At 67.3% G+C, this 18,614-nt stretch carries 16 protein-coding genes; 8 read left to right on the forward strand and 8 right to left on the reverse strand.

Translation table 11 applies throughout. The features are described 5' to 3' along the window. The first annotated feature begins 157 nt into the window (after positions 1–157). The 7 genes from pgk (at position 158) to QZ271_RS06830 (ending at position 6,694) form a co-directional block, all read left to right on the forward strand. On the forward strand, positions 158–1,330 hold the full coding sequence (gene pgk, locus QZ271_RS06800; RefSeq protein WP_291429969.1) for a phosphoglycerate kinase: 1,173 nt from the start codon (positions 158–160) through the stop codon (positions 1,328–1,330). Between the two features lie 2 nt (positions 1,331–1,332). After that, positions 1,333–1,767: a VOC family protein gene (locus QZ271_RS06805; RefSeq protein ID WP_291429970.1), complete on the forward strand. Its 435-nt coding sequence runs from the start codon at positions 1,333–1,335 to the stop codon at positions 1,765–1,767. Between the two features lie 19 nt (positions 1,768–1,786). Next, positions 1,787–2,524 (forward strand): triose-phosphate isomerase, encoded by a 738-nt coding sequence (tpiA, locus tag QZ271_RS06810; protein WP_291429971.1) that lies wholly within the window; start codon positions 1,787–1,789, stop codon positions 2,522–2,524. 235 nt (positions 2,525–2,759) lie between these two features. Continuing rightward, the gene (gene asnS, locus QZ271_RS06815; RefSeq protein ID WP_291429972.1) at positions 2,760–4,100 is read left to right on the forward strand and encodes an asparagine--tRNA ligase; all 1,341 of its coding nucleotides are present in this window, start codon (positions 2,760–2,762) and stop codon (positions 4,098–4,100) included. Between the two features lie 232 nt (positions 4,101–4,332). Continuing rightward, positions 4,333–5,235: a PhzF family phenazine biosynthesis isomerase gene (locus QZ271_RS06820; RefSeq protein ID WP_291429973.1), complete on the forward strand. Its 903-nt coding sequence runs from the start codon at positions 4,333–4,335 to the stop codon at positions 5,233–5,235. 129 nt (positions 5,236–5,364) lie between these two features. Next, on the forward strand, positions 5,365–6,159 hold the full coding sequence (locus QZ271_RS06825) for a Cof-type HAD-IIB family hydrolase (protein WP_291429974.1): 795 nt from the start codon (positions 5,365–5,367) through the stop codon (positions 6,157–6,159). A 106-nt stretch (positions 6,160–6,265) separates the two neighbouring features. Continuing rightward, the gene (locus QZ271_RS06830; protein WP_291429975.1) at positions 6,266–6,694 is read left to right on the forward strand and encodes a DUF1622 domain-containing protein; all 429 of its coding nucleotides are present in this window, start codon (positions 6,266–6,268) and stop codon (positions 6,692–6,694) included. On the opposite strand, the gene recQ is transcribed toward QZ271_RS06830, so the two are convergent. The 6 genes from recQ to QZ271_RS06860 all read right to left on the reverse strand — a co-directional run bounded on the left by recQ (position 6,681) and on the right by QZ271_RS06860 (position 13,286). Next, positions 6,681–8,963, reverse strand: a complete 2,283-nt coding sequence (gene recQ, locus QZ271_RS06835) for a DNA helicase RecQ (protein WP_291429976.1) — start codon at positions 8,961–8,963, stop codon at positions 6,681–6,683. The genes QZ271_RS06830 and recQ overlap by 14 nt on opposite strands. A gap of 102 nt (positions 8,964–9,065) precedes the next feature. Beyond that, the gene (locus QZ271_RS06840) at positions 9,066–9,536 is read right to left on the reverse strand and encodes a hypothetical protein (RefSeq protein ID WP_291429977.1); all 471 of its coding nucleotides are present in this window, start codon (positions 9,534–9,536) and stop codon (positions 9,066–9,068) included. Between the two features lie 12 nt (positions 9,537–9,548). Beyond that, entirely contained in the window at positions 9,549–9,962 is a 414-nt protein-coding gene (locus QZ271_RS06845) for a hypothetical protein (protein ID WP_291429978.1), read from the reverse strand. A 276-nt stretch (positions 9,963–10,238) separates the two neighbouring features. Then, positions 10,239–12,020 carry a translational GTPase TypA gene (gene typA / locus QZ271_RS06850; protein WP_291429979.1) on the reverse strand — a complete coding sequence of 594 codons (1,782 nt, stop codon included), beginning with the start codon at positions 12,018–12,020 and terminating at the stop codon, positions 10,239–10,241. Positions 12,021–12,242: 222 nt separating this feature from the next. After that, positions 12,243–12,563 (reverse strand): hypothetical protein, encoded by a 321-nt coding sequence (locus QZ271_RS06855; RefSeq protein ID WP_291429980.1) that lies wholly within the window; start codon positions 12,561–12,563, stop codon positions 12,243–12,245. Between the two features lie 18 nt (positions 12,564–12,581). Beyond that, a complete protein-coding gene (locus QZ271_RS06860) occupies positions 12,582–13,286 on the reverse strand; it encodes a hypothetical protein (RefSeq protein WP_291429981.1) in 705 nt (234 codons plus the stop codon). 123 nt (positions 13,287–13,409) lie between these two features. Here QZ271_RS06860 and QZ271_RS06865 point away from each other — a divergent pair, with 123 nt between their 5' ends. Next, positions 13,410–15,056 (forward strand): methylmalonyl-CoA mutase family protein, encoded by a 1,647-nt coding sequence (locus tag QZ271_RS06865; RefSeq protein WP_291429982.1) that lies wholly within the window; start codon positions 13,410–13,412, stop codon positions 15,054–15,056. Positions 15,057–15,251: 195 nt separating this feature from the next. On the opposite strand, the gene QZ271_RS06870 is transcribed toward QZ271_RS06865, so the two are convergent. After that, positions 15,252–17,030: a hypothetical protein gene (locus QZ271_RS06870; protein WP_291429983.1), complete on the reverse strand. Its 1,779-nt coding sequence runs from the start codon at positions 17,028–17,030 to the stop codon at positions 15,252–15,254. A 260-nt stretch (positions 17,031–17,290) separates the two neighbouring features. Continuing rightward, entirely contained in the window at positions 17,291–18,532 is a 1,242-nt protein-coding gene (glgC, locus tag QZ271_RS06875) for a glucose-1-phosphate adenylyltransferase (protein WP_291429984.1), read from the reverse strand. Positions 18,533–18,614 lie beyond the last annotated feature (82 nt).

The following is an 18,614-nucleotide window of genomic DNA, read 5'->3' on the forward strand; positions in this document are numbered from 1 at the left end:
TTTGCAGTAAATATTATGCTCATACAAAACGGGAACAAGCGTTTTTTGCCGTGTTTATCGTGCTGAGCAGTTACGATGATTGATGGTTTCCCGACTGTCAACCATCAACCATCACCTTTTGCCTGCCTGTACGACCTGCCTTTGCCCCGGAGGGACCATGAAGAACCTGAAATCATTGAATGTGAGTGGAAAGCGCGTGCTGGTGCGCGTGGATTACAACGTGCCGGTCAGTGACGGCGTGGTGCAGGACGACACGCGCGTCACGGCGAGCCTCCCCACCATCCGAGCGCTGCTCGACGCGGGCGCGCGCAACGTGATCCTGATGAGCCACTTCGGCCGCCCGAAGAACGGCCCGGAAGCCAAGTACTCCCTGAAACCCGTCGCCCCCGTGCTGGAGGGCGCGCTGGGCCAGCCCGTGACGTTCCTGGCGGACGCTGCCGACAGTGACGAGACCCTGGCCGCCGTTCAGGCCCTGCCGGAGGGCGCCGTGGCACTGCTGGAGAACGTGCGTTTCAGCGCGGGCGAGGAGAAGAACGACGCGGACCTCAGCGGCCGCCTGGCGCGCCTGGGCGACGCGTTCGTGCTGGACGCCTTCGGCAGTGCGCACCGTGCGCACGCCTCCGTGTCCGGCGTGGCGGGCCTGCTCCCGCACGCGGGCGGGCTACTGCTGGAAGCCGAGGTGACGGCCCTCGGGAAGCTCCTGAAGCACCCGGAGCACCCCTACGTGGTGATCATCGGCGGCGCGAAAGTCAGCGACAAACTGCTGGTCATCGAGAACCTGTTGCCCACCGTGGACCGCATGCTGATCGGCGGCGGCATGGCCTACACCTTCGTGAAGGCGCAGGGTGGGAACATCGGCAACAGCATCCACGAAGACGACTTCCTGGACAAGGCCCGCGAACTGCTCGCGAGGTACGGTGACAAGATCGTGCTGCCCACCGACACCGTGGTCGGTGACGCGTTCAGCGCGCAGGCGAACACCCGCGTGGTCCCCACCGCCGAGATTCCCGACGGCTGGAGCGGCATGGACATCGGCCCGGATAGCCAGGAAGCCTTCACGCAGGCGCTGCAGGGAGCGAAAACCGTGTTCTGGAACGGCCCGATGGGCGTGTTCGAGTTCGAGAAATTCGCCAGTGGCACGAACGCCATCGCGCGGGCCGTCGCGGACCTCGGGGCGGGCACGTACAGCGTGATCGGCGGCGGCGACAGCGTCAGCGCCATCAACAAGAGCGGCCAGGCGGACCGCGTATCTCACATCAGCACGGGCGGCGGCGCCAGCTTGGAACTGCTCGAAGGCAAGGAACTCCCAGGCGTCAAGGCGATGGAATAAGCGTGAGCGGCCCCGAGTTCCTGCCCGACCTCGTGCCCGAACTGACGGTCACCGACATTGGGGCCAGCCTGCGCTTCTGGGTCGACCTGTTGGGTTTCCAGATTGATTACGAGCGCCCGGAAGACCGGTTCGCCTACATCGTGCTGGGCAGTGCCCATGTCATGCTCGACCAGATCGGGCAGACGCGCACCTGGGAAACGGGGCCGCTGGAACGTCCGTTCGGGCGCGGGATCAACTTTGAACTCACCGTGCCCGATGTGCAACCGATTTTAGAACGCCTGAGTGGGGCAAACTGGCCGCTGTTCGTAGAACCGGAAGAACAGTGGTACCGCGTGAACGACCAGCAAACGGGCGTGCGCCAATTTCTGGTGCAAGACCCCGACGGCTACCTGGTGCGCTTTTCTCAGAGCCTGGGCTTGCGTCCGTTCAATTCGTAGTCGCTTCAAAGGAGAATCCATGCCGAACACCCTTCTTGCCCTCAACTGGAAAATGAACAAGACCCCCTCCGAGGCCCGCTCGTGGGCCGAAGAACTCAAGGGGAAGTACGCCCCCGTAGACGGTGTGGAGCTGGCCGTGATGGCGCCGGCGCTGGACCTCTCCACCCTCGTCGCCAACCTACCGGCGGGCGTGAGCTTTGGCGCTCAGGACGTGTCCGAGCACGAGGCAGGCGCGTACACGGGCGAGATCAGCGCCTCGATGCTGGGGGACATCGGCGCGGCTTATGTGGTGGTTGGACACAGTGAACGCCGCGACTACCACCACGAGACCGACGCGCAGGTGGCGAAAAAAGCCCAGCAGGCCCAGGCCAATGGCCTCGTGCCGATCGTTTGCGTGGGTGAGAAACTGGACGTGCGCGAAAAAGGCGAGCATGTGGCGTACACGCTGGCGCAACTGAAAGGCAGCCTCAGCGGAGTGGGCGCGGCTGTGGTCGTGGCCTACGAACCCGTCTGGGCGATTGGCACGGGTAAGACCGCTACCGCCGACGACGCCGAGGAAATGGGTGCGGCGATTCATGACCTGCTTGCGGAGCAGTACGGCGACAAGGCCGCCGACATCCGGGTGCTGTACGGCGGTAGTGTCAAGCCGGACAACATCGCGCTGATCTGCGGCAAGCCCCATGTGAACGGTGCGCTGGTGGGCGGCGCCAGTCTCAAGGTCGCCGACGTGATCGGCATGAACGACGCCCTGAAGTAAGCGCGGACCAGGCAGGCAGAAGCAGCGGCGCGGAGACGGGCCGCTGTTCCTGTTGATGCTTCATCGTTGACAGTCGAAAGCCGGACCGCGACCTGAGCGCTCACGTCCGGGCTCATCTGCCCGGAGGTACCCCCGTTGAACAGTTGGCGCAGGGTGGACCGGCGGTCGTGGTCGTGAGCGACCGGGACATCAGCGGTCTTTCGAGGCGGCAAACGGAATCCGTATACTTCCGCTCATGGCTTCAATCAGTATCGAGAACCTGAGCGCCCACGTGGGCGAGACGGTCACGCTGCACGCGTGGCTGACGGATAAGAGCGGCAAGGGCAAGATTCAGTTCCTGAAACTCCGGGACGGCAGTGGGTTCGTGCAGGCGACCGTGTTCAAGGCGGACGTGCCCGAGGACGTGTTCGACCTCGCCAAACGGCTGACGCAGGAGCAGGCGGTGACGGTGACCGGCGAGGTCCGCGCCGACGAGCGTGCTCCGGGTGGCGTGGAACTCAGTGTGCGGAACGTCTCCCCCATCAGCGAGAACCATGGTGAGTACCCCATTACGCCCAAGGAGCACGGTATCGAGTTCCTGATGGATCACCGGCACGTGTGGCTGCGTCACCGCCGACCGTGGGCGATCATGCGGGTGCGGGACAGCGTGCAGCGTGCCATCGTGGATTTCTTTCACGGTGAGGGTTTCATCCGGTTCGACGCGCCGTTCTTCACGCCGAACGCTGCCGAGGGCACCACGGAACTGTTTGAAATTGACCTGTTCGGTGAGGACAAAGCGTACCTGAGCCAGACCGGGCAGCTGCACGCCGAGGCGGGTGCGTTCGCGTTTGGCAAGGTCTACACCTTCGGCCCGACCTTCCGCGCCGAGAAGAGCAAGACGCGGCGTCACCTGCTGGAATTCTGGATGGTGGAACCCGAGGTGGTGCCCAGCAACCACGCGGAGAACATGAACCTCCAGGAGCGCATGGTGAGTTTCATCGTGCGCCGCGTGCTGGACGAGTGCCGCGTGGAACTGGACCTGCTGGGCCGCGACGTGAGCAAACTGGCCGGGGCGGCGGAAGGCAACTACCCGCGCGTCACGTACACCGAGGCGCTGGACATCGTGCGCCAGCACATCGAGAACCACGACCTGCCCCCGAACGTGCAGGCGGACGTACAGCCCGTCGAGTGGGGTGACGACCTGGGCGCGCCGCACGAGACGATCCTGGGCCATCATTTTGACCGGCCCGTGATTATCGAGAAATACCCGGCGGCCATCAAGGCCTTCTACATGCAGCCGGACCCCGAGGATCCGCGTGTGGCGCTGTGCGACGACATGATCGCCCCGGACGGCTACGGCGAGATCATCGGCGGGAGCGAACGCATTCACGATTACGACCTGCTCAAGGCCCGCATCGAGCACGAGGGCCTGCCGCTCGAAGCCTTCGAGTGGTACCTGGACCTACGCCGCACGGGCAGCATGCCGCACGCTGGGTACGGCATGGGCCTGGAGCGCGTGATCGCGTGGATTACCGGCATCGACCACATCCGCGAGGCGATTCCCTTCCCGCGGATGCTGACCCGCATGCGTCCCTGAAGACAGCGCGCCTGGGGGCGGTGGGGGGAGGTCGGAGACGGCTTCCCTGCTCCGCCCGGCTACTACTCCGTGGCAGTAAAGCAAAGAACAGTGGCAAGTGAATATATTCACGATATGGCTAGATCGTGAAAGAATTGTTTGCTGCCTGCTGGTTGATGCGAGAGGTACCTTCCCGCGCACCGGGCTTCGGCGGGCGCCTGGAGGGCGCAGGGGGATGCGGTAGACTGCCGGAATGATCGCGTATTGCGAGGTGAGTGCCTTCACCGACACGCCCGGGCACGGCAACCGGGCGGGCGTGGTGCTGGACGCCTCTCACCTGAACCGGCAGGACATGCAGTCGCTGGCCGCCATGCTGGACGCCCCGGAAACCGTGTTCGTGCTGGGGCACGCGGATGGACTGGCCCGCGTGCGGTACTTCACGCCCACGCAGGAGGTGGACTTCTGTGGGCACGCGACCGTCGCGCTGGGACTCACGATGGCGCAGGCGGGACTCTGGAGCGGCGAAGCGCTGGCCCTGGATACACTGGCCGGACGCATACCCCTGCGGCTGGAATGCCGCGCGGGGGTGCCGTGGCGCGTGTGGATGCAGCAGCCCACGCCGCAGTACCGCGCCGTGCCCGGAACGCTGCGCGCCGAGCTGGCCGACGTGCTGGGCCTCGACCCGCGCATGATTCACCGGGGCCTGCCGCTGGCGGCGGCCAGTACCGGCCTGTGGAGCGTATTCGTGCCCCTGCTGGACGCCGTGATCCTCGACGGGCTGGAACCGGACTTCCCGCGCATTCACGCACTGACCGACTCGCTGGAAGTGGGCAGCATCTACGCGTACGCACCCATGGGCGTCAACCGCTTTGCCGCGCGGGATTTTGCCCCGGCTCTGGGCATTCCCGAGGATCCGGTCACCGGGAGTAGCGGCGGGGCACTCATGGCGCTGCTGGCCAGCCAGGGCCGCCTTCCGGTGCGGCAGGAACGTGCGTGCGGCATGATCTACCAAGGTCACGCGCTGGGCACGCCCGGCGAGATCGAGGTCGAACTGGAACTCACGGGCGAGCAGGTCAGCGCCGTGCACGTGGGCGGGCAGGCCACGCTAGAACGCGAGGGGCACTGGACGCCCCGGCCGCCCAGCGTTCGCGGCTGAGCTGACCTCTCCCCCGTTCCCGCCGCCCTACCCGCACAGCCGCGCTACCTGCACAGCTGCCCTACCTGCACAGCCGCGCTGTCCATCCCGGCGTGCCCTGCCCTGACGCTCCAGGCCTATAGTGCCCGGATGCTTGGACTGATCTGTGTAGATGTAGACGGCACCCTGGTGGGCACCGGGAACGTGATCCGGGACGACGTGTGGGCCGCCCTGGCGGACGCGCGCGCGCGGGGCGTGCGGATCGCGCTGTGTTCGGGTCGGCCCGCTGTGGGCAATGCGCGCGCGTACGCGCAGAGGCTGGACCCGGACGGCTGGCACGTGTTCCAGAACGGCGCGAGCATCGTGCAGGTTAGCAGCGGCGAGAGCCTCAGCGAACCGTTCCCGCCGCAGGCCCTGCCGGGATTGATCGACCGGGCGCACCAGACCGGACGACTGCTGGAGGTGTACACGGACCTGGAATTCGCGGTGACGCAGCCCGGCGAGTACGCGCAGAGGCACGCCGAGCTGCTGGGCGTTCCGTACGAGGCCCGCCCGCCCGAGGCGCTTGAGGGGACAGTGGTGCGTGTGCAGTGGGTCGTGCCCCGCACCGACGAGCGCGCAGTCGTGAACGACCCGCACGAGGGCCTGGACCTGCATCCGGCGGGCAGTCCGGTCATGCCGGACGTGTCGTTCGTCAGCGTGACCCGCGCAGGCATCAGCAAGGGCAGCGCCACCAAACGCATCGCCGCACACTACGGCGTTCCCATGGACCGCGTGATGATGGTCGGCGACGGTGAGAATGACGTGGCTGCCATGCGTGTCGTCGGGCATCCCGTCGCCATGGAGAACGCCGACCCGCCCGCCGTGGCTGCCAGCCGCTACCGCGTGGCGCATGTGGACGACGGCGGCCTGCGCGAAGCAGTCGAACTGGCCCTGACCCTGTAAGCGCGCAGTGTTGGAGGCTGACAGTTGGGGGTGAGTGAGCACCCGTGGTTGTTTCATCAACCCTACGCCGTCCACCGCTGCCCGGACCCGTGGCAGGCTGTAGCGTATGCCTGAACTGGTGAAAGTCTGGACGGAGTACGTGGCGCTGGGTGTGGAACTCACGGCGGCCATCATCATCGCGCTCGCGGCGCTGGTGGGGGCGGTGCGGGCGTTGCTGGCGTTCGTACCACCCAGGTTCGCAGGGAACAAGTTCGCAGGCCGCACATTTTCAGAACATGACGCCGCCCCGGATGTGCAGAAAGAAAGCCTGCGGCTGGACCTGGCACGCTGGCTGGCCGTGGCGCTGGAATTCACCCTGGCGGCCGACATCCTGCGCACCGCGATTGCGCCCAGCTGGGACGACATCGGGAAACTGGCCGCCATTGCCACGCTGCGCACGCTGCTGAACTACTTCCTGCAACGCGAGATCGACGGGCACCGCGCCAGGCAAGGAGGCAGCGCCGAAGTCGGGGTCCGTGGCGTCAGTCGCTCGTAGTTTCCAAGGTGCTGCCCATACCGCTGCTGCCCGGCACGCTACTGCCGGTCACGCTGCGGATGGCCTGCACGAGGCGCGCCCCGTAGTTCTCGATGCGTTTGGGGCCCAGGCCGGGAATGTCGGTCAGTTCCGCCACCGATTGCGGCTGGCGGGCGGCCAGGGCGTCCAGCGTCGCGTTCGTGAAAACGACGTAGGCGCTCAGGCCGGTCTCGCGGGTCAGGTCGCGGCGCAGGTCACGCAGGGCGTCGGCCACGCGGTCCGGGCGGGCTGTGGCGGACCCGCTGGACGGGGCATCCAGCAGGGCCGGGGCGCTGGGGACCGGGCCACTGGGGCGCGGAGCACCGGGAACAGCGCCGCGCAGGACGCCCAGTAAGGCGCTGTTCTCGCGCACGCCGCGCTCCTGCGCGGTGCCCTGGGGGACGGGCGTGCCGGTCAGGTGATCGCGGACGATCTGCACGACCTCGTCGCCGTAATCCGCGAGTTTGCGCTGCCCGACCCCGCTGACGGTGCCCAGCAGGGCGGAGCTGGTGGGTTTCAGGTCGCAGACGGCCTTCAGGGTGGCGTCCGTGAACACTACATACGGCGGGACGCCCTGTGCGCGGGCACGTTCCAGCCTCCAGGCACGCAGGGCCTCGAACAGCGGCTGGTCGGCCGGGGCAACTGGGGCGCGCCCCGGCCCGCCTCCGGCGCGGTCCCGGTCGCGCTTGCCCGGGCGGGGGGCCAGGGTGTCTTCTCTCAGCGCGAGGGTCTGCTCGCCTTTCAGGATGGCGCGGGCCTTGCCGGTGGCACTCAGACCATGGTGCTCCCCGGCGGCCAGGTACCCGAGGCTCACCAGTTGCCGCAGCAGGCCGCGCCAGTACTTCTCGTCGTGCGCCGCCCCGACCGCAAACGTCGGCAGTTGGTGATGCCCGAGGCTCACGATGCGTTCGGTGGCGCGGCCGATCAGCACGTCGGTCAGGTGGGCGGCCCCGAAGCGGTTGCCGGTGCGGATCACGGCGGACAGCGCCATCTGCGCCTCGCGGGTCGCGTCCCGGACGCTGGGCGGGTTCAGGCAGGTGTCGCAGTTGCCGCAGGGCTCGCTCAATTCCTCGCCGAAGTACGACAGCAGCACCTGTCGGCGGCACGTGGCGGCCTCGCAGTACGTGAGCAGCGCGTCGAGTTTCGCTGCCTCCACGCGCTTGACCTCCTCGGGCGCGTCGCTGGAGGCCAGCATGCGGCGCACGTTCACCACGTCGGCCAGGCCGTAGACCATCCAGGCGGTGCTGGGCAGGCCATCGCGCCCGGCGCGGCCCGTTTCCTGGTAGTAGCTTTCCATGCTCTTGGGGAGGTCCAGGTGCGCCACGAAGCGCACATTGGGTTTGTCGATCCCCATGCCGAAAGCGACCGTGGCGACCACGACCAGCCCTTCCTCGTTCAGGAAGCGTTCCTGGGCGCTGTTGCGTTCGCGTGGCGGGAGGCCCGCGTGGTAAGCGACGGCGTCTACACCCTGCGTCTGGAGCCAGCGCGCAGTTTCCTCTACGCTCTTGCGGGACAGGCAGTACACGATACCGGCGTCTCCCCGGTGCTCGGCGTTGATGAACTCCAGCAGTTGCGTCTTGGGGCCTTCTTTGTTCGCCACGCGGTACTGGATGTTCGGGCGGTCAAAGGAGCTGATGAACTGCGGCGCGCCGCCCAGTTGCAGCACGCTGAGGATATCGGCGCGGGTGCGGTCATCGGCGGTGGCGGTCAGCGCGAGGCGCGGAATGTGCGGGTACCGGTCAGGGAGGACGCCCAGCCCCTGGTACTCGGGCCGGAAGTCGTGGCCCCACTGCGAGACACAGTGCGCCTCATCCACCGCGAACAGCGCCACGGGCGCGCGGTCGAGCAGCTCCAGCGTGCGCGGTAGCAGCAGGCGTTCCGGCGCCACATACAGCAGGTCCAGGTCACCGGACAGCACGGCCGATTCGACCTCGCGCACGCCGTCGGGGGACAGGGTGGAGTTCAGGAACGCGGCCCGCACGCCGAGCGCCCGCAGGGTGTCCACCTGGTCCTTCATCAGCGCGATCAGCGGCGAGACGATCACGCCCACGCCGGGACGCAGCAGGCTGGGCACCTGATAGCACAGGCTCTTGCCGCCGCCGGTAGGCATCAGGACCAGCGCGTTTCCACCCTGCGCGACAGTTCGCACGATGTCGCCCTGCACGCCCCGGAAGGCGTCGTACCCCCACACCCGTTTCAGGATGTTCAGGGCAGCGGCATCGTGGGTGGTGGGAGCAGCAGGAGCAGACATTCCCCCCCAGCATAGCGCGTTACGCCCTGTGCGTAACCCCGCCCCGCGTATCCGGCGCCCAGGCAGGCGAGTCAGCCGCCCTGACCTACCCGACACCGCGCCTCAGGTCGGCTTGACCTCGACTGGCACGCGCAGGCCTGCCCCCAGGTCCAGCGTCGGCTTCGCGAACCGGTCCCGCAGGAAGCGCCCGTGCGTCAGCAACTCCTGCCCCCCCGACTCGAGCGCCGAGTTCAGGACATCCTGCACGCCCTCCAGCAGCAACTCCAGCTGCTCGACCAGCAGGGCGCGGCCAGTCTTGCCGTCCTGCAACGGCGCGCTGTCCGCCAGGGCGCGCGGCAGCTTCAGGTACGCCTCGACCGAGTTCGGGGCGTACTCCTCACGGATGGCGCGCGCCACGTACTCCGCCTCGCTGCCCGCCTGCCCCTGCGCGCGCAACAGGTCCAGCGCCTCCTGCGAACGCAGGTTCAGCGCCGCCAGCTGAGCGCGGGCGTCCGCCGGGAGCCGCTCGTCATGCACGTACGCGCCCAGCCCGGCGTCCTCGCGCGCCACCCCGGGAGATTTGGTCAGAATCACGCCGCCCGCCTGCTACGGCAACTGCGCCGAAGGAGCCGGGGCCGCGCTCCCCGGCATCTGCTCCCGGAACGGCGAGGACAACAGCCACGCCATCCCCATGAAGAACAGCGGGAAGATCAACCAACCCGCCCCCAGCGCCATAAACACCGCCGCCGCCAGCAACCCGGCCAGCAACCCCAGCTGCGCGCCGCGCCAGTTCCCGAACGCACGCGAGCCGAAGAACCCCAGCAGCATCCCGGCGGCCGGATGAACCACCCACGCCGCGCCCAGCACCGCCAGCACCGCGATCACGGCCGAGGCGCGCGCCACCCCCGCGAACGTCTTACCCTGACGCGAGAACACCGCCCTGGCGAAAAAGGCGATGGCGAACGCCGCCGCCACCTGCACCATCCAGCCCAGCGGCCCCAGCAGGTCACCCAGGTCCATTACGCACGCCCTCCCGTCATGACTTCCAGCATGCCTCAGTGTACACATGCACCTGCGTCAGACCCGCTCAGCGCCACCCGCAGGCCCCCCAGTCCCTCATGAAACGCGAGGTTCCCGGCGTTCCCTGCGTCCAGCCCGCCGATCAGCGAATGCAACCCCCGCACACCCGTCCGTGCCGACTTTCCCTCCGATTCCGGCACGGACAGCACGACCACTGAAGGGCCCCCCACCTTGCGGGCGGGGGGCAGGCAGACCAGTGACCTGTCGGGACCAGTCTTATTTGCGCAGGCTGGGGTTCAGGACTTTCTTGCGCAGGCGGATGCTGTGGGGGGTAAGTTCCACGAGTTCGTCCTCGCTGATGTACTCCAGGGCGTCTTCGAGGCTCAGTTTGCGGATGGGCGTCAGGGTCAGGGCGTCGTCGGCGCCGCTGGAGCGGACGTTCGTGAGCTTCTTGTTCTTGCAGACGTTCACGTTCATGTCCTGCTCGCGGGCGTTCTCGCCGACGATCATGCCGACGTACACTTCCGCGCCGGCCTCGATGAAGAAGGAGCCGCGGTCCTGGAGTTTCCAGATGGAGTACGCGAACGCCGGGCCGTCTTCCATGGACACGAGGCTGCCGTTCTGGCGGCTCTTGATCTCACCGGCCCAGGGTGCGTAGCCGTCGAAGATGTGGCTCATGATGCCTTCGCCCTGGGTCATGCTCAGGAACTGGTTGCGGAAGCCGAACAGGGCGCGGCTGGGGATCTTGAATTCCACGCGGACGCGGCTGCCCATGGGTTCCATGTTGACCATCTGGCCTTTGCGGCTGCCCAGCACGCCGATGACGGCGCTGGAGAGGGTTTCGGGCATGTCCAGGACGAGGTGCTCGATGGGTTCGTGCTTCTCGCCGTCGATCTCGCGGATGATGACCTGGGGCGCGCCGACCTGCACTTCGTAGCCTTCGCGGCGCATGGTTTCGAGCAGGATGCTCAGGTGCAGTTCGCCGCGGCCGCTGACCTTGAATTCGTCGGGGCGGATTTCCTCGACTTTCAGGGAGACGTTGGTCATGACTTCTTTCTTGAGGCGGTCGTTCAGGTGACGGCTGGTGACGTACTTGCCGTCGCGGCCCGCAAACGGGCTGGTGTTCGGCTGGAAGATCATGCTGACGGTGGGTTCGTCGACGGTGATGATGGGCAGCGCTTCGGGGTCAGCGAGGTCGGCGACCGTTTCACCGATCTGGGCGTCTTCGATGCCGGCCAGGGCGACGATGTCACCGGCACTGACGGAGTCCACTTCGATGCGGCGCAGGCCCATGTGGGTGAAGGGCTGCACGACGCGCGTCTTGGTCATGGTGCCGTCTTTGTGCATCAGCTGGACGAACTCGCCCTTCTTGACGGTGCCGCGCTTGACGCGTCCCAGCACGATGCGGCCCAGGTACTCGTTGTAGTCGAGGTTGGTGACCAGCATCTGGAAGGGTGCGTCCACGTCGACGCTGGGGGGGGGAATGTGCTCGAGGACCATGTCGAACAGTTCGTGCATGTCGTCCTGGGGCTTGTCGAGTTCCTTGTAGGCTTTGCCCTCACGGGCCACGGCGTACAGGATCGGGAAGTCCAGCTGGTCGTCGTTCGCGCCGAGTTCGGCCATCAGGTCGAAGGTCAGGTTGACGACTTCTTCGGGGCGGGCGTCGTTGCGGTCGATCTTGTTGATGACCACGATGGGCTTGAGGCCCAGTTCAATGGCCTTGCGCAGCACGAAGCGGGTCTGGGGCATGGGGCCTTCGGCGGCGTCCACGAGGACCAGGGCGCCGTCGACCATGCCGAGGACACGCTCGACTTCCCCGCCGAAGTCGGCGTGGCCGGGGGTATCGACGATGTTGATCTTGATGCCTTGGTACTCGACGGCGGTGTTCTTCGCGAGGATGGTGATGCCGCGCTCTTTTTCAAGGTCGTTGCTGTCCATGGCGCGTTCGGTGATTTCCTCGCCGTGGCCGAGCTTCAGGGTCTGGCGCAGCAGGGCGTCCACGAGGGTGGTTTTACCGTGGTCGACGTGTGCAATGATCGCGATGTTCCTGTATTCCATAACTGTCCGTCCTTTTTCCGCCCGGCCACGTCCGGCCTGTACGGGCCTGGGCGCGAGGGGCGGCAGTGTCCCTGCATCTTGCTGCATGAACTGTGGTGCATAAAACGCCCGCCGCACTGTCGCCGTGGGCGGGACACCCAAAACAGGATTTTACCATACCCGCAGGGTGTGTCTCTCATGTCAGCCCGGCCCCGGGGCGGCGGGCCGGATGGAGAGCGGCCCTCAGGGCAGCGGCGCCCACCACCAGCCGCCCACGTCCTGCCGTCCGGCGTGGGTGGCTGCCCTCAGGGCGCCCCGGTTGCGGCCGTGAATGGTGCCGCTCAGAACCTGCGCAGGGTCGGGCAGGGAGCGGGCGAGCAGGGTGCTCAGGGCGGCGCCCAGGCCCTGCCCGCGTGCGTGCGGGGCGAGTAGGAGTTCCTGCACGACCTGAGCGTCCAGGCCCAGCTGCGGGTGGGCCAGGGTACCGGCGTACCCGGCCCACGCGCCGCGCCAGTGGACGCCGAACATGGTGCCGGCCTCGATGGTGTCCAGCAGATCCTCCACGCTGAGCAGGCGGGCCTGTTAGGCGTGGTGGGGGTGGTCGGCGTCCACGGCGTCGTACGCGGCCTGCGCGTCGGCGTAGTGTTCGGTGTTCGTGGTGGGGATCAGGGTCAATCCGTCGGGGACCGGGTGACCGCGCAGGGTATGGATGGGCGCAGCCAGCACGCGCAAGTCCGGTTCGAGGGCCGTCCAGTCGGTCGTGGGGGCGGCGCTCCAGAAGCGCAGGCGCGGGGGGTGAAACGCGGCGTACACGCGGGCCGCGTCCGCCAGCGCCGGAAGGTCGGCGTGGGTGACGGGGCGGCTGGTCACACTGACGTCCACGAAGGGTTTCGTGACCTCCATCCTCTCGAAGCGGATGCTGAGCATGGCGTTCAGGTCGGTGCTCACCCGCACCCAGCGGTTCAGGTACGCGGGGGCCTCGGGTCCGGCGTTCAGGAAGGCGGCGCGCCGCGCGGCGAGGTCCAGGTCGGTGGCGAGTTGCAGGTCGAATTCGTGCTCCTCGGTCAGGTTCCGCAGGCGGGCATCGCGGTCCAGCCAGGCGTGCGTGGCGGGGTGCTGCGCGGCGAGGGTGAAGGCAGCGAGGTCGCCTGCACTGGGCAGGCCAAGTGCACTGGGCAGGCCAAGTGCACTGGGCAGGTCGGGGGTACTGGGCAGGTCGGGGGTACTGGGCAGGTCGGGGGTACTGGGCAGGTCGGGGGTACTGGGCCGAGAGTCGTTGGTCGTCACTACCAGACACGGTAACACTGGGCGCCGCGCCCCTGCGCGTGTGCCGGGCGGGTGCCTGCTATCATGGGCCCACCCTAACGAGCGTTTGTTCCGGCCCTTCCCCCGCCCCCCGGAGGTCCCCCCATGAAAAGCAAGAACGAGTGGCTTCACAGCGTCTACGCCCCCGCCATGCAGAAGTTCCCGGAACGTAAGTACAACTTCAAGAACCTCTCGGACATGGAGCCCGAACCCATCTACACGGCCGACGACCTGACAGACTGGGACGCCGAACGGGACCTGGGTTACCCCGGCGAGTACCCGTACACGCGCGGCGTGCAGCCCAGCGTGTACCGGGGCAAACTCTGGACCATGCGCATGTTCGCGGGGTTCGGCAGCGCCGAGCAGACCAACGAACGCTTTCACGCGCTGCTGCGCGCCGGGCAGACCGGCCTGAGCACTGCCTTCGACCTGCCCACCCTGATGGGCTACGACAGCGACCACCCCTTCAGCCGGGGCGAGGTCGGCAAGTGCGGCGTGGCGGTCAGCAGCCTCGCGGACATGGAAATCCTGTTCCAGGGCATCGACCCCACGCAGGTCACGACCTCCATGACCATCAACTCTCCGGCGAACGCCATCTGGGCCATGTACATCGCCAACGCGCAGAAGCAGGGCAAGGACCTGGGGCAGGTGGGCGGCACCCTCCAGAACGACATCCTGAAGGAATTCATCGCCCAGAAGGAATTCATCTACCCGCCCGCCCCCAGCGTGAAACTGGTCATCGACACCTTCGAGTGGGGCCCCCGGACCGTTCCGAAATGGAACTTCATCAGCGTGTCCGGGTATCACATCCGCGAGGCGGGCGCGACCGGCGTGCAGGAACTCGCCTTCACGCTCGCTGACGGCTTCCACTACGTGGAGAAAGCCATGGAACGCGGCCTGGACATTGACGAGTTCGCGCCGCGCATCAGTTTCTTCTGGGACATCCACAACGACTTCTTCGAGGAAATCGCCAAGCTGCGCGCCGCCCGGCGCATCTGGGCGCGGCAGATGCGCCACCACTACGGCGCGAAGAACCCGAAAAGCTGGATGCTGCGCACCCACTCGCAGACCGCCGGGGTCAGCCTGCCCGCCCAGCAACCCCTGAACAACATCGCGCGCGTCGCCATTCAGGCGCTCGCCGCCGTGCTGGGCGGCACGCAGAGCCTGCACACCGACGCCTTCGACGAGGCGCTGGCCCTCCCGACCGAGGAAGCCGCCACCATCGCCCTGCGCACCCAGCAGATCATCGCGTACGAGACCGGCGTGGCGGGCGTCGTGGACCCCCTGGCCGGCAGTTATTACGTCGAGAAACTCACGAACGACATCGAGGCGGCTGCCATGGGGTACATCGAGCAGATCCGCGCGATGGGCGGCGTGGAAGCCGGGATTGACAGCGGGTTCTTTCAGCTGGAAATGGCCGAGGCGGCTTACCGCTACCAGCGTGAAGTTGAGACCAAAAACCGCATCATCGTGGGCGTGAACGACTTCGTACAGGACGCCGTCGAGGTGCCCATCCAGCTGATCGACCCACAGGTCGAGCGGGTGCAGGAAGCCCGCCTGGCGCAGGTGCGGCGCGAACGCGACCCCGCGCGCGTGAAGGCCGCCATCGACGCCCTGCACGACACCGCCATCACGGGAGCGAACTCCATGCCCGCCTTCCTGGAGTGCGCGCACGCCTACGTCACGCTCGGCGAACAGATGCACATCCTGAAAACCGTGTACGGCGAGTACGTGGAACCCGCCGTCGTGTAGGGCGCACGCAGGACCCCCAAACCCTCAGGCGAGCCCACGCGAGATCACTCCCGTGGGCTTCACTTTCAAGCCCGGCCCGCTTGTCTACGCCGCCCGGATGGAGTGGCTCTGCCGGCCCTGTACTCCGGGTTCCGGACGTGGAGTTGGCAACTCGGTGCCCTTCCGAGTTGTCAACGAAACAAACGGCAATCCGTATCAGTCGTTCAGCGGGAACACTGTGACGCTCTCCAGGCGGTCGAGGCGGCCTGCGCCGAGCGTGACGGCGCGGCCATCCGCAGCCCAGGTGATGAAGCTGGGCGGGTCGGCCAGAGCGGGCGTGCGGGCGTCCACGCGGCCGGAGGCCACGTTCACGAGGTCCACGCGCCAGCCACGTTCATTCCAGGTGGGTACGGCCAGCAGCGTGCTGTCCGGGCTGAAGCGGGCGGGGCTGAGGGTCTGGGCGGGCGGGGCCGCGCTGAGAGTGGCATACGGGACGCGGTTGCCCGGCTGGTACAGGTCGGTGGTGCCGTCGGGAGCAGTGACGGCCAGGACACCTTTGCCGCTGATCTGCAAGTCGGCGGCTCGGCGCCCGGGTGCCAGGGGGAGGGGGAATCGTTTGCCGCTGGCGAGCACAGCCACGAATCCGTCGCCCTTGGCCGGCAGAATAAAAGCGCGGCTGAAGTCGGGTGCCAGCGTGACGTGCGCCCCGCCGAGCTGGCCGGGCACGTTGAGCGTGGCGGTGACCTTCCCGGTCTTCTGCGAGACGACGCTGAGGCGGTCGTCGTTCCAGGTGGCGGCCGCATTCCCCCAGTGGTTCACGCTCAGGTGCGTGGCCGTGCCGACCGGGGCGACAGTGCGGACCTTCCCCGCGTCAAGCTGGGCGAGGCTCAGGCCGCCGGTGCCGTCCGCCGCGAGGAGCCACGTGGCCCGGTTCATGGTCTGCACGGCCCAGACCTGCCGCGCGGCGACCCGACCGTCCACACTGAGGGTGCCGCCCAGTAAGGCGACCGGGCGGCCGGTGGCGGGATCGGTCCCGCCGCCCGTCGCGCGGGCCGGCAGGTCAATGCGGCGCGTGACGGGCTGCTCGGCCGTGCCGAGGCTCAGGCCACCCGCCGTGAGGCTGAGAATCTGGTTGTCAGCGGTGACCTGCGTGGGCTGGACCGCGCCGCCGGGGACGGTCAGGCTCTTCTCGCGGCGGCCCGTGAGCAGGTCGCGGCGTTGCAGTTCGCCCGCACCGGGTTCCCCCTTGAGGGTCAGAACCGTGCCGTCGCGAAGGGGCAGGCCCGCGACCGGCGCGGCATCCCGCTCGACGACCGTGCTGGGGTAATTGCTGCGCAGGGCGACGAGTTGACGCCCGACCTGCACGGCGGCGCTACGGCCGTCGGCGCTGAACCCCACGGCGCCGACGGCGCAGGGCTCGTCGCAGTTGTAGCCGGACACGGGAGCGGCGGTGCGCGCGTCGATCAGTTGCACGCGGCGGCCCGTGCCCACGACGGCGTACGTGCCGTCCGGCGAGGTGTTCAGGTAGGTGACCCCCTGGGAATTCAGGGGGCGGCGCGTGCCGCCGCCGAGGTCAAGGGACTCGGTGCCGCCCGCGCTGCCGATCAGGAGGCTGCGGCCGCCGCTGAATCCCGCGCCAGTCAGGTTCGGCACGCTGAACTGCCCGGCGCGTTGCCCGTCCGCGAGTCGCCACACATTGACCGCACCTGCCCCCTGGGCGCCCGCCAGTGTCGTCGTGAGGGCCAGCGTCCCGTCTGGACTGACGCTCAGGCCAGCGCAGTCCGCGCCGGTCGGGATGCTGCGCTCAAGGGCACCGGCGGCACTCAGGACCGCCAGGCGGGCGCCCAGGCAGACTGCCACACCGCCGGGCAGCAGGCGCGCGCCTGTCAAGGTGACTGGACCGCTCAGCGTCAAACCCTCTGGGGAGCCCAGGGTCAGCGCGGACGCAGAGGCGGCCAGCAGGACGGACAGCGCAGTGGCGGGGCGGAAGTTCACGCTGCGAAGTCTAGAGCATGGACCCCACAGACGCGCCCCGCGCGGTACCCCGTGTGGGCTCATGCGGATTCCGCTCCACCCCGCGAAGGGGCGCATGTTATACGGACTCCGATTGAATGGGCTGCAAAGACCATTCAATCCGAGCGGAGCGAGTAGGAGAAAAGCGGGTTCCGGACGTGGAGTTGGCAACCCCGTGCCCTCCCGGGTTGTCAACGAAACAAACGGCAGTCCGTATTATCCCTACTCGCCTGCGCTCCGATTTAGAAGGTGTACCCCTTGGGGACCACGACCACGCCGGAATCTGTGACGACGAACCCGCGCGCGCGGTCCTCTTCGAGATCCAGGCCGATTTTTGTGCCGGGCGGAATGGTGACGTTCTTGTCCACGATGCAGCGGCGCAGGTGTGCGTGGCGTCCGACCTCGACGTCCTCGAACAGCACGCTGCTCTCGACCAGGGAGTACGAGTGCGTGCGGACGTTGCGCGCCAGGATGGAATCGCGGACGGTACCGCCGCTGATGATCGCGCCCCCGGCCATGATGGTGTTGAACGCCTGCCCCTTGCGGCCGTCGCTTTCATGCACGAACTTGGCGGGCGGGGAGAATTCGCTGCTGGTGCGCAGGGTCCATTCCGGGTTGTAGATGTCGAATTCCGGGTTGATGCTCACGAGGTCCATGTTCGCCTCGTAGTAGGCGTCCAGGGTGCCCACGTCGCGCCAGTAGGTGTTCGGTCCGGCCTGACCGGGGATGGGGTTGCGGTGGAAATCGTATGCCATGACGTTGTAGCCGTCGTTCAGGGCGCGCGGGATCACGTCGCCGCCGAAATCAAAGCCGCTCTCGCCGCCGCCCATGTTCGTTTCGAGCAGTTCTTCCAGCGCGCGGCGCGAGAAGATGTAGTTGCCCATGCTGGTGAGGCTGGTGCCGGGCTGGCCAGGGATGCTGGGCGGGTCCTTGGGTTTCTCCAGGAAGTCCGTGACGCGCCAGTTCGGGTCGATGTGCATGATGCCGAACTGGTGGGCCTGCTCCTGCGGCATGGGGTAGGCGGCGATGGTGACGTCCGCGCGGGTTTCGATGTGCTGCTGGAGCATGTGCTCGACGTTCATCTTGTAGATGTGATCGCCGCTGAAGATCGCGACGTAGTCGGCTTCGTAATTGTCGATCAGGTGCATGTTCTGGTACACGGCGTCGGCGGTCCCGCGGTACCACACTGGCCCGAGTTCCTCGATGCGGTACATCTGGGCGGGCACCAGGGTAATGAAGTAGTCACTGAGGAAGGTCCCGAAGCGCCAGCCGCGCTGAATGTGTTCGGTGAGGCTCTGCGCCTTGTACTGCGTGAGGACGTACACGGAGAACACGCCCGAATTGATGAAGTTATTGATGGCAAAATCGATGATGCGGTACTTGCTGCCGAACGGAACGGCGGGCTTGCTGCGCTTCTGGGTCAGCGGAGCGAGTCGGGAACCTTGCCCGCCCGCGAGAATCATGCCGAGAACACGTGGTTTCATGCGATACCCCCTCCAGGGAACTGGTGGCCGAACAGGTGAACACGTCGTGCGCGGCGCAGAGGCGACTTTCCGGCCAATAGAA

The sequence above is a fragment of the Deinococcus sp. genome, from assembly GCF_018260555.1.
Classification (GTDB): domain Bacteria; phylum Deinococcota; class Deinococci; order Deinococcales; family Deinococcaceae; genus Deinococcus.

Bases quoted from the DNA above. Each gene is read 5' to 3' on its own strand.
- pgk (WP_291429969.1), top strand. From the start codon at position 158: ATGAAGAACCTGAAATCATTGAATGTGAGTGGAAAGCGCGTGCTGGTG.
- tpiA (WP_291429971.1), top strand. From the start codon at position 1,787: ATGCCGAACACCCTTCTTGCCCTCAACTGGAAAATGAACAAGACCCCC.
- asnS (WP_291429972.1), top strand. From the start codon at position 2,760: ATGGCTTCAATCAGTATCGAGAACCTGAGCGCCCACGTGGGCGAGACG.
- QZ271_RS06820 (WP_291429973.1), top strand. From the start codon at position 4,333: ATGATCGCGTATTGCGAGGTGAGTGCCTTCACCGACACGCCCGGGCAC.
- QZ271_RS06825 (WP_291429974.1), top strand. From the start codon at position 5,365: ATGCTTGGACTGATCTGTGTAGATGTAGACGGCACCCTGGTGGGCACC.
- QZ271_RS06830 (WP_291429975.1), top strand. From the start codon at position 6,266: ATGCCTGAACTGGTGAAAGTCTGGACGGAGTACGTGGCGCTGGGTGTG.
- recQ (WP_291429976.1), bottom strand. From the start codon at position 8,963: ATGTCTGCTCCTGCTGCTCCCACCACCCACGATGCCGCTGCCCTGAAC.
- QZ271_RS06845 (WP_291429978.1), bottom strand. From the start codon at position 9,962: ATGGACCTGGGTGACCTGCTGGGGCCGCTGGGCTGGATGGTGCAGGTG.
- typA (WP_291429979.1), bottom strand. From the start codon at position 12,020: ATGGAATACAGGAACATCGCGATCATTGCACACGTCGACCACGGTAAA.
- QZ271_RS06865 (WP_291429982.1), top strand. From the start codon at position 13,410: ATGAAAAGCAAGAACGAGTGGCTTCACAGCGTCTACGCCCCCGCCATG.
- glgC (WP_291429984.1), bottom strand. From the start codon at position 18,532: ATGAAACCACGTGTTCTCGGCATGATTCTCGCGGGCGGGCAAGGTTCC.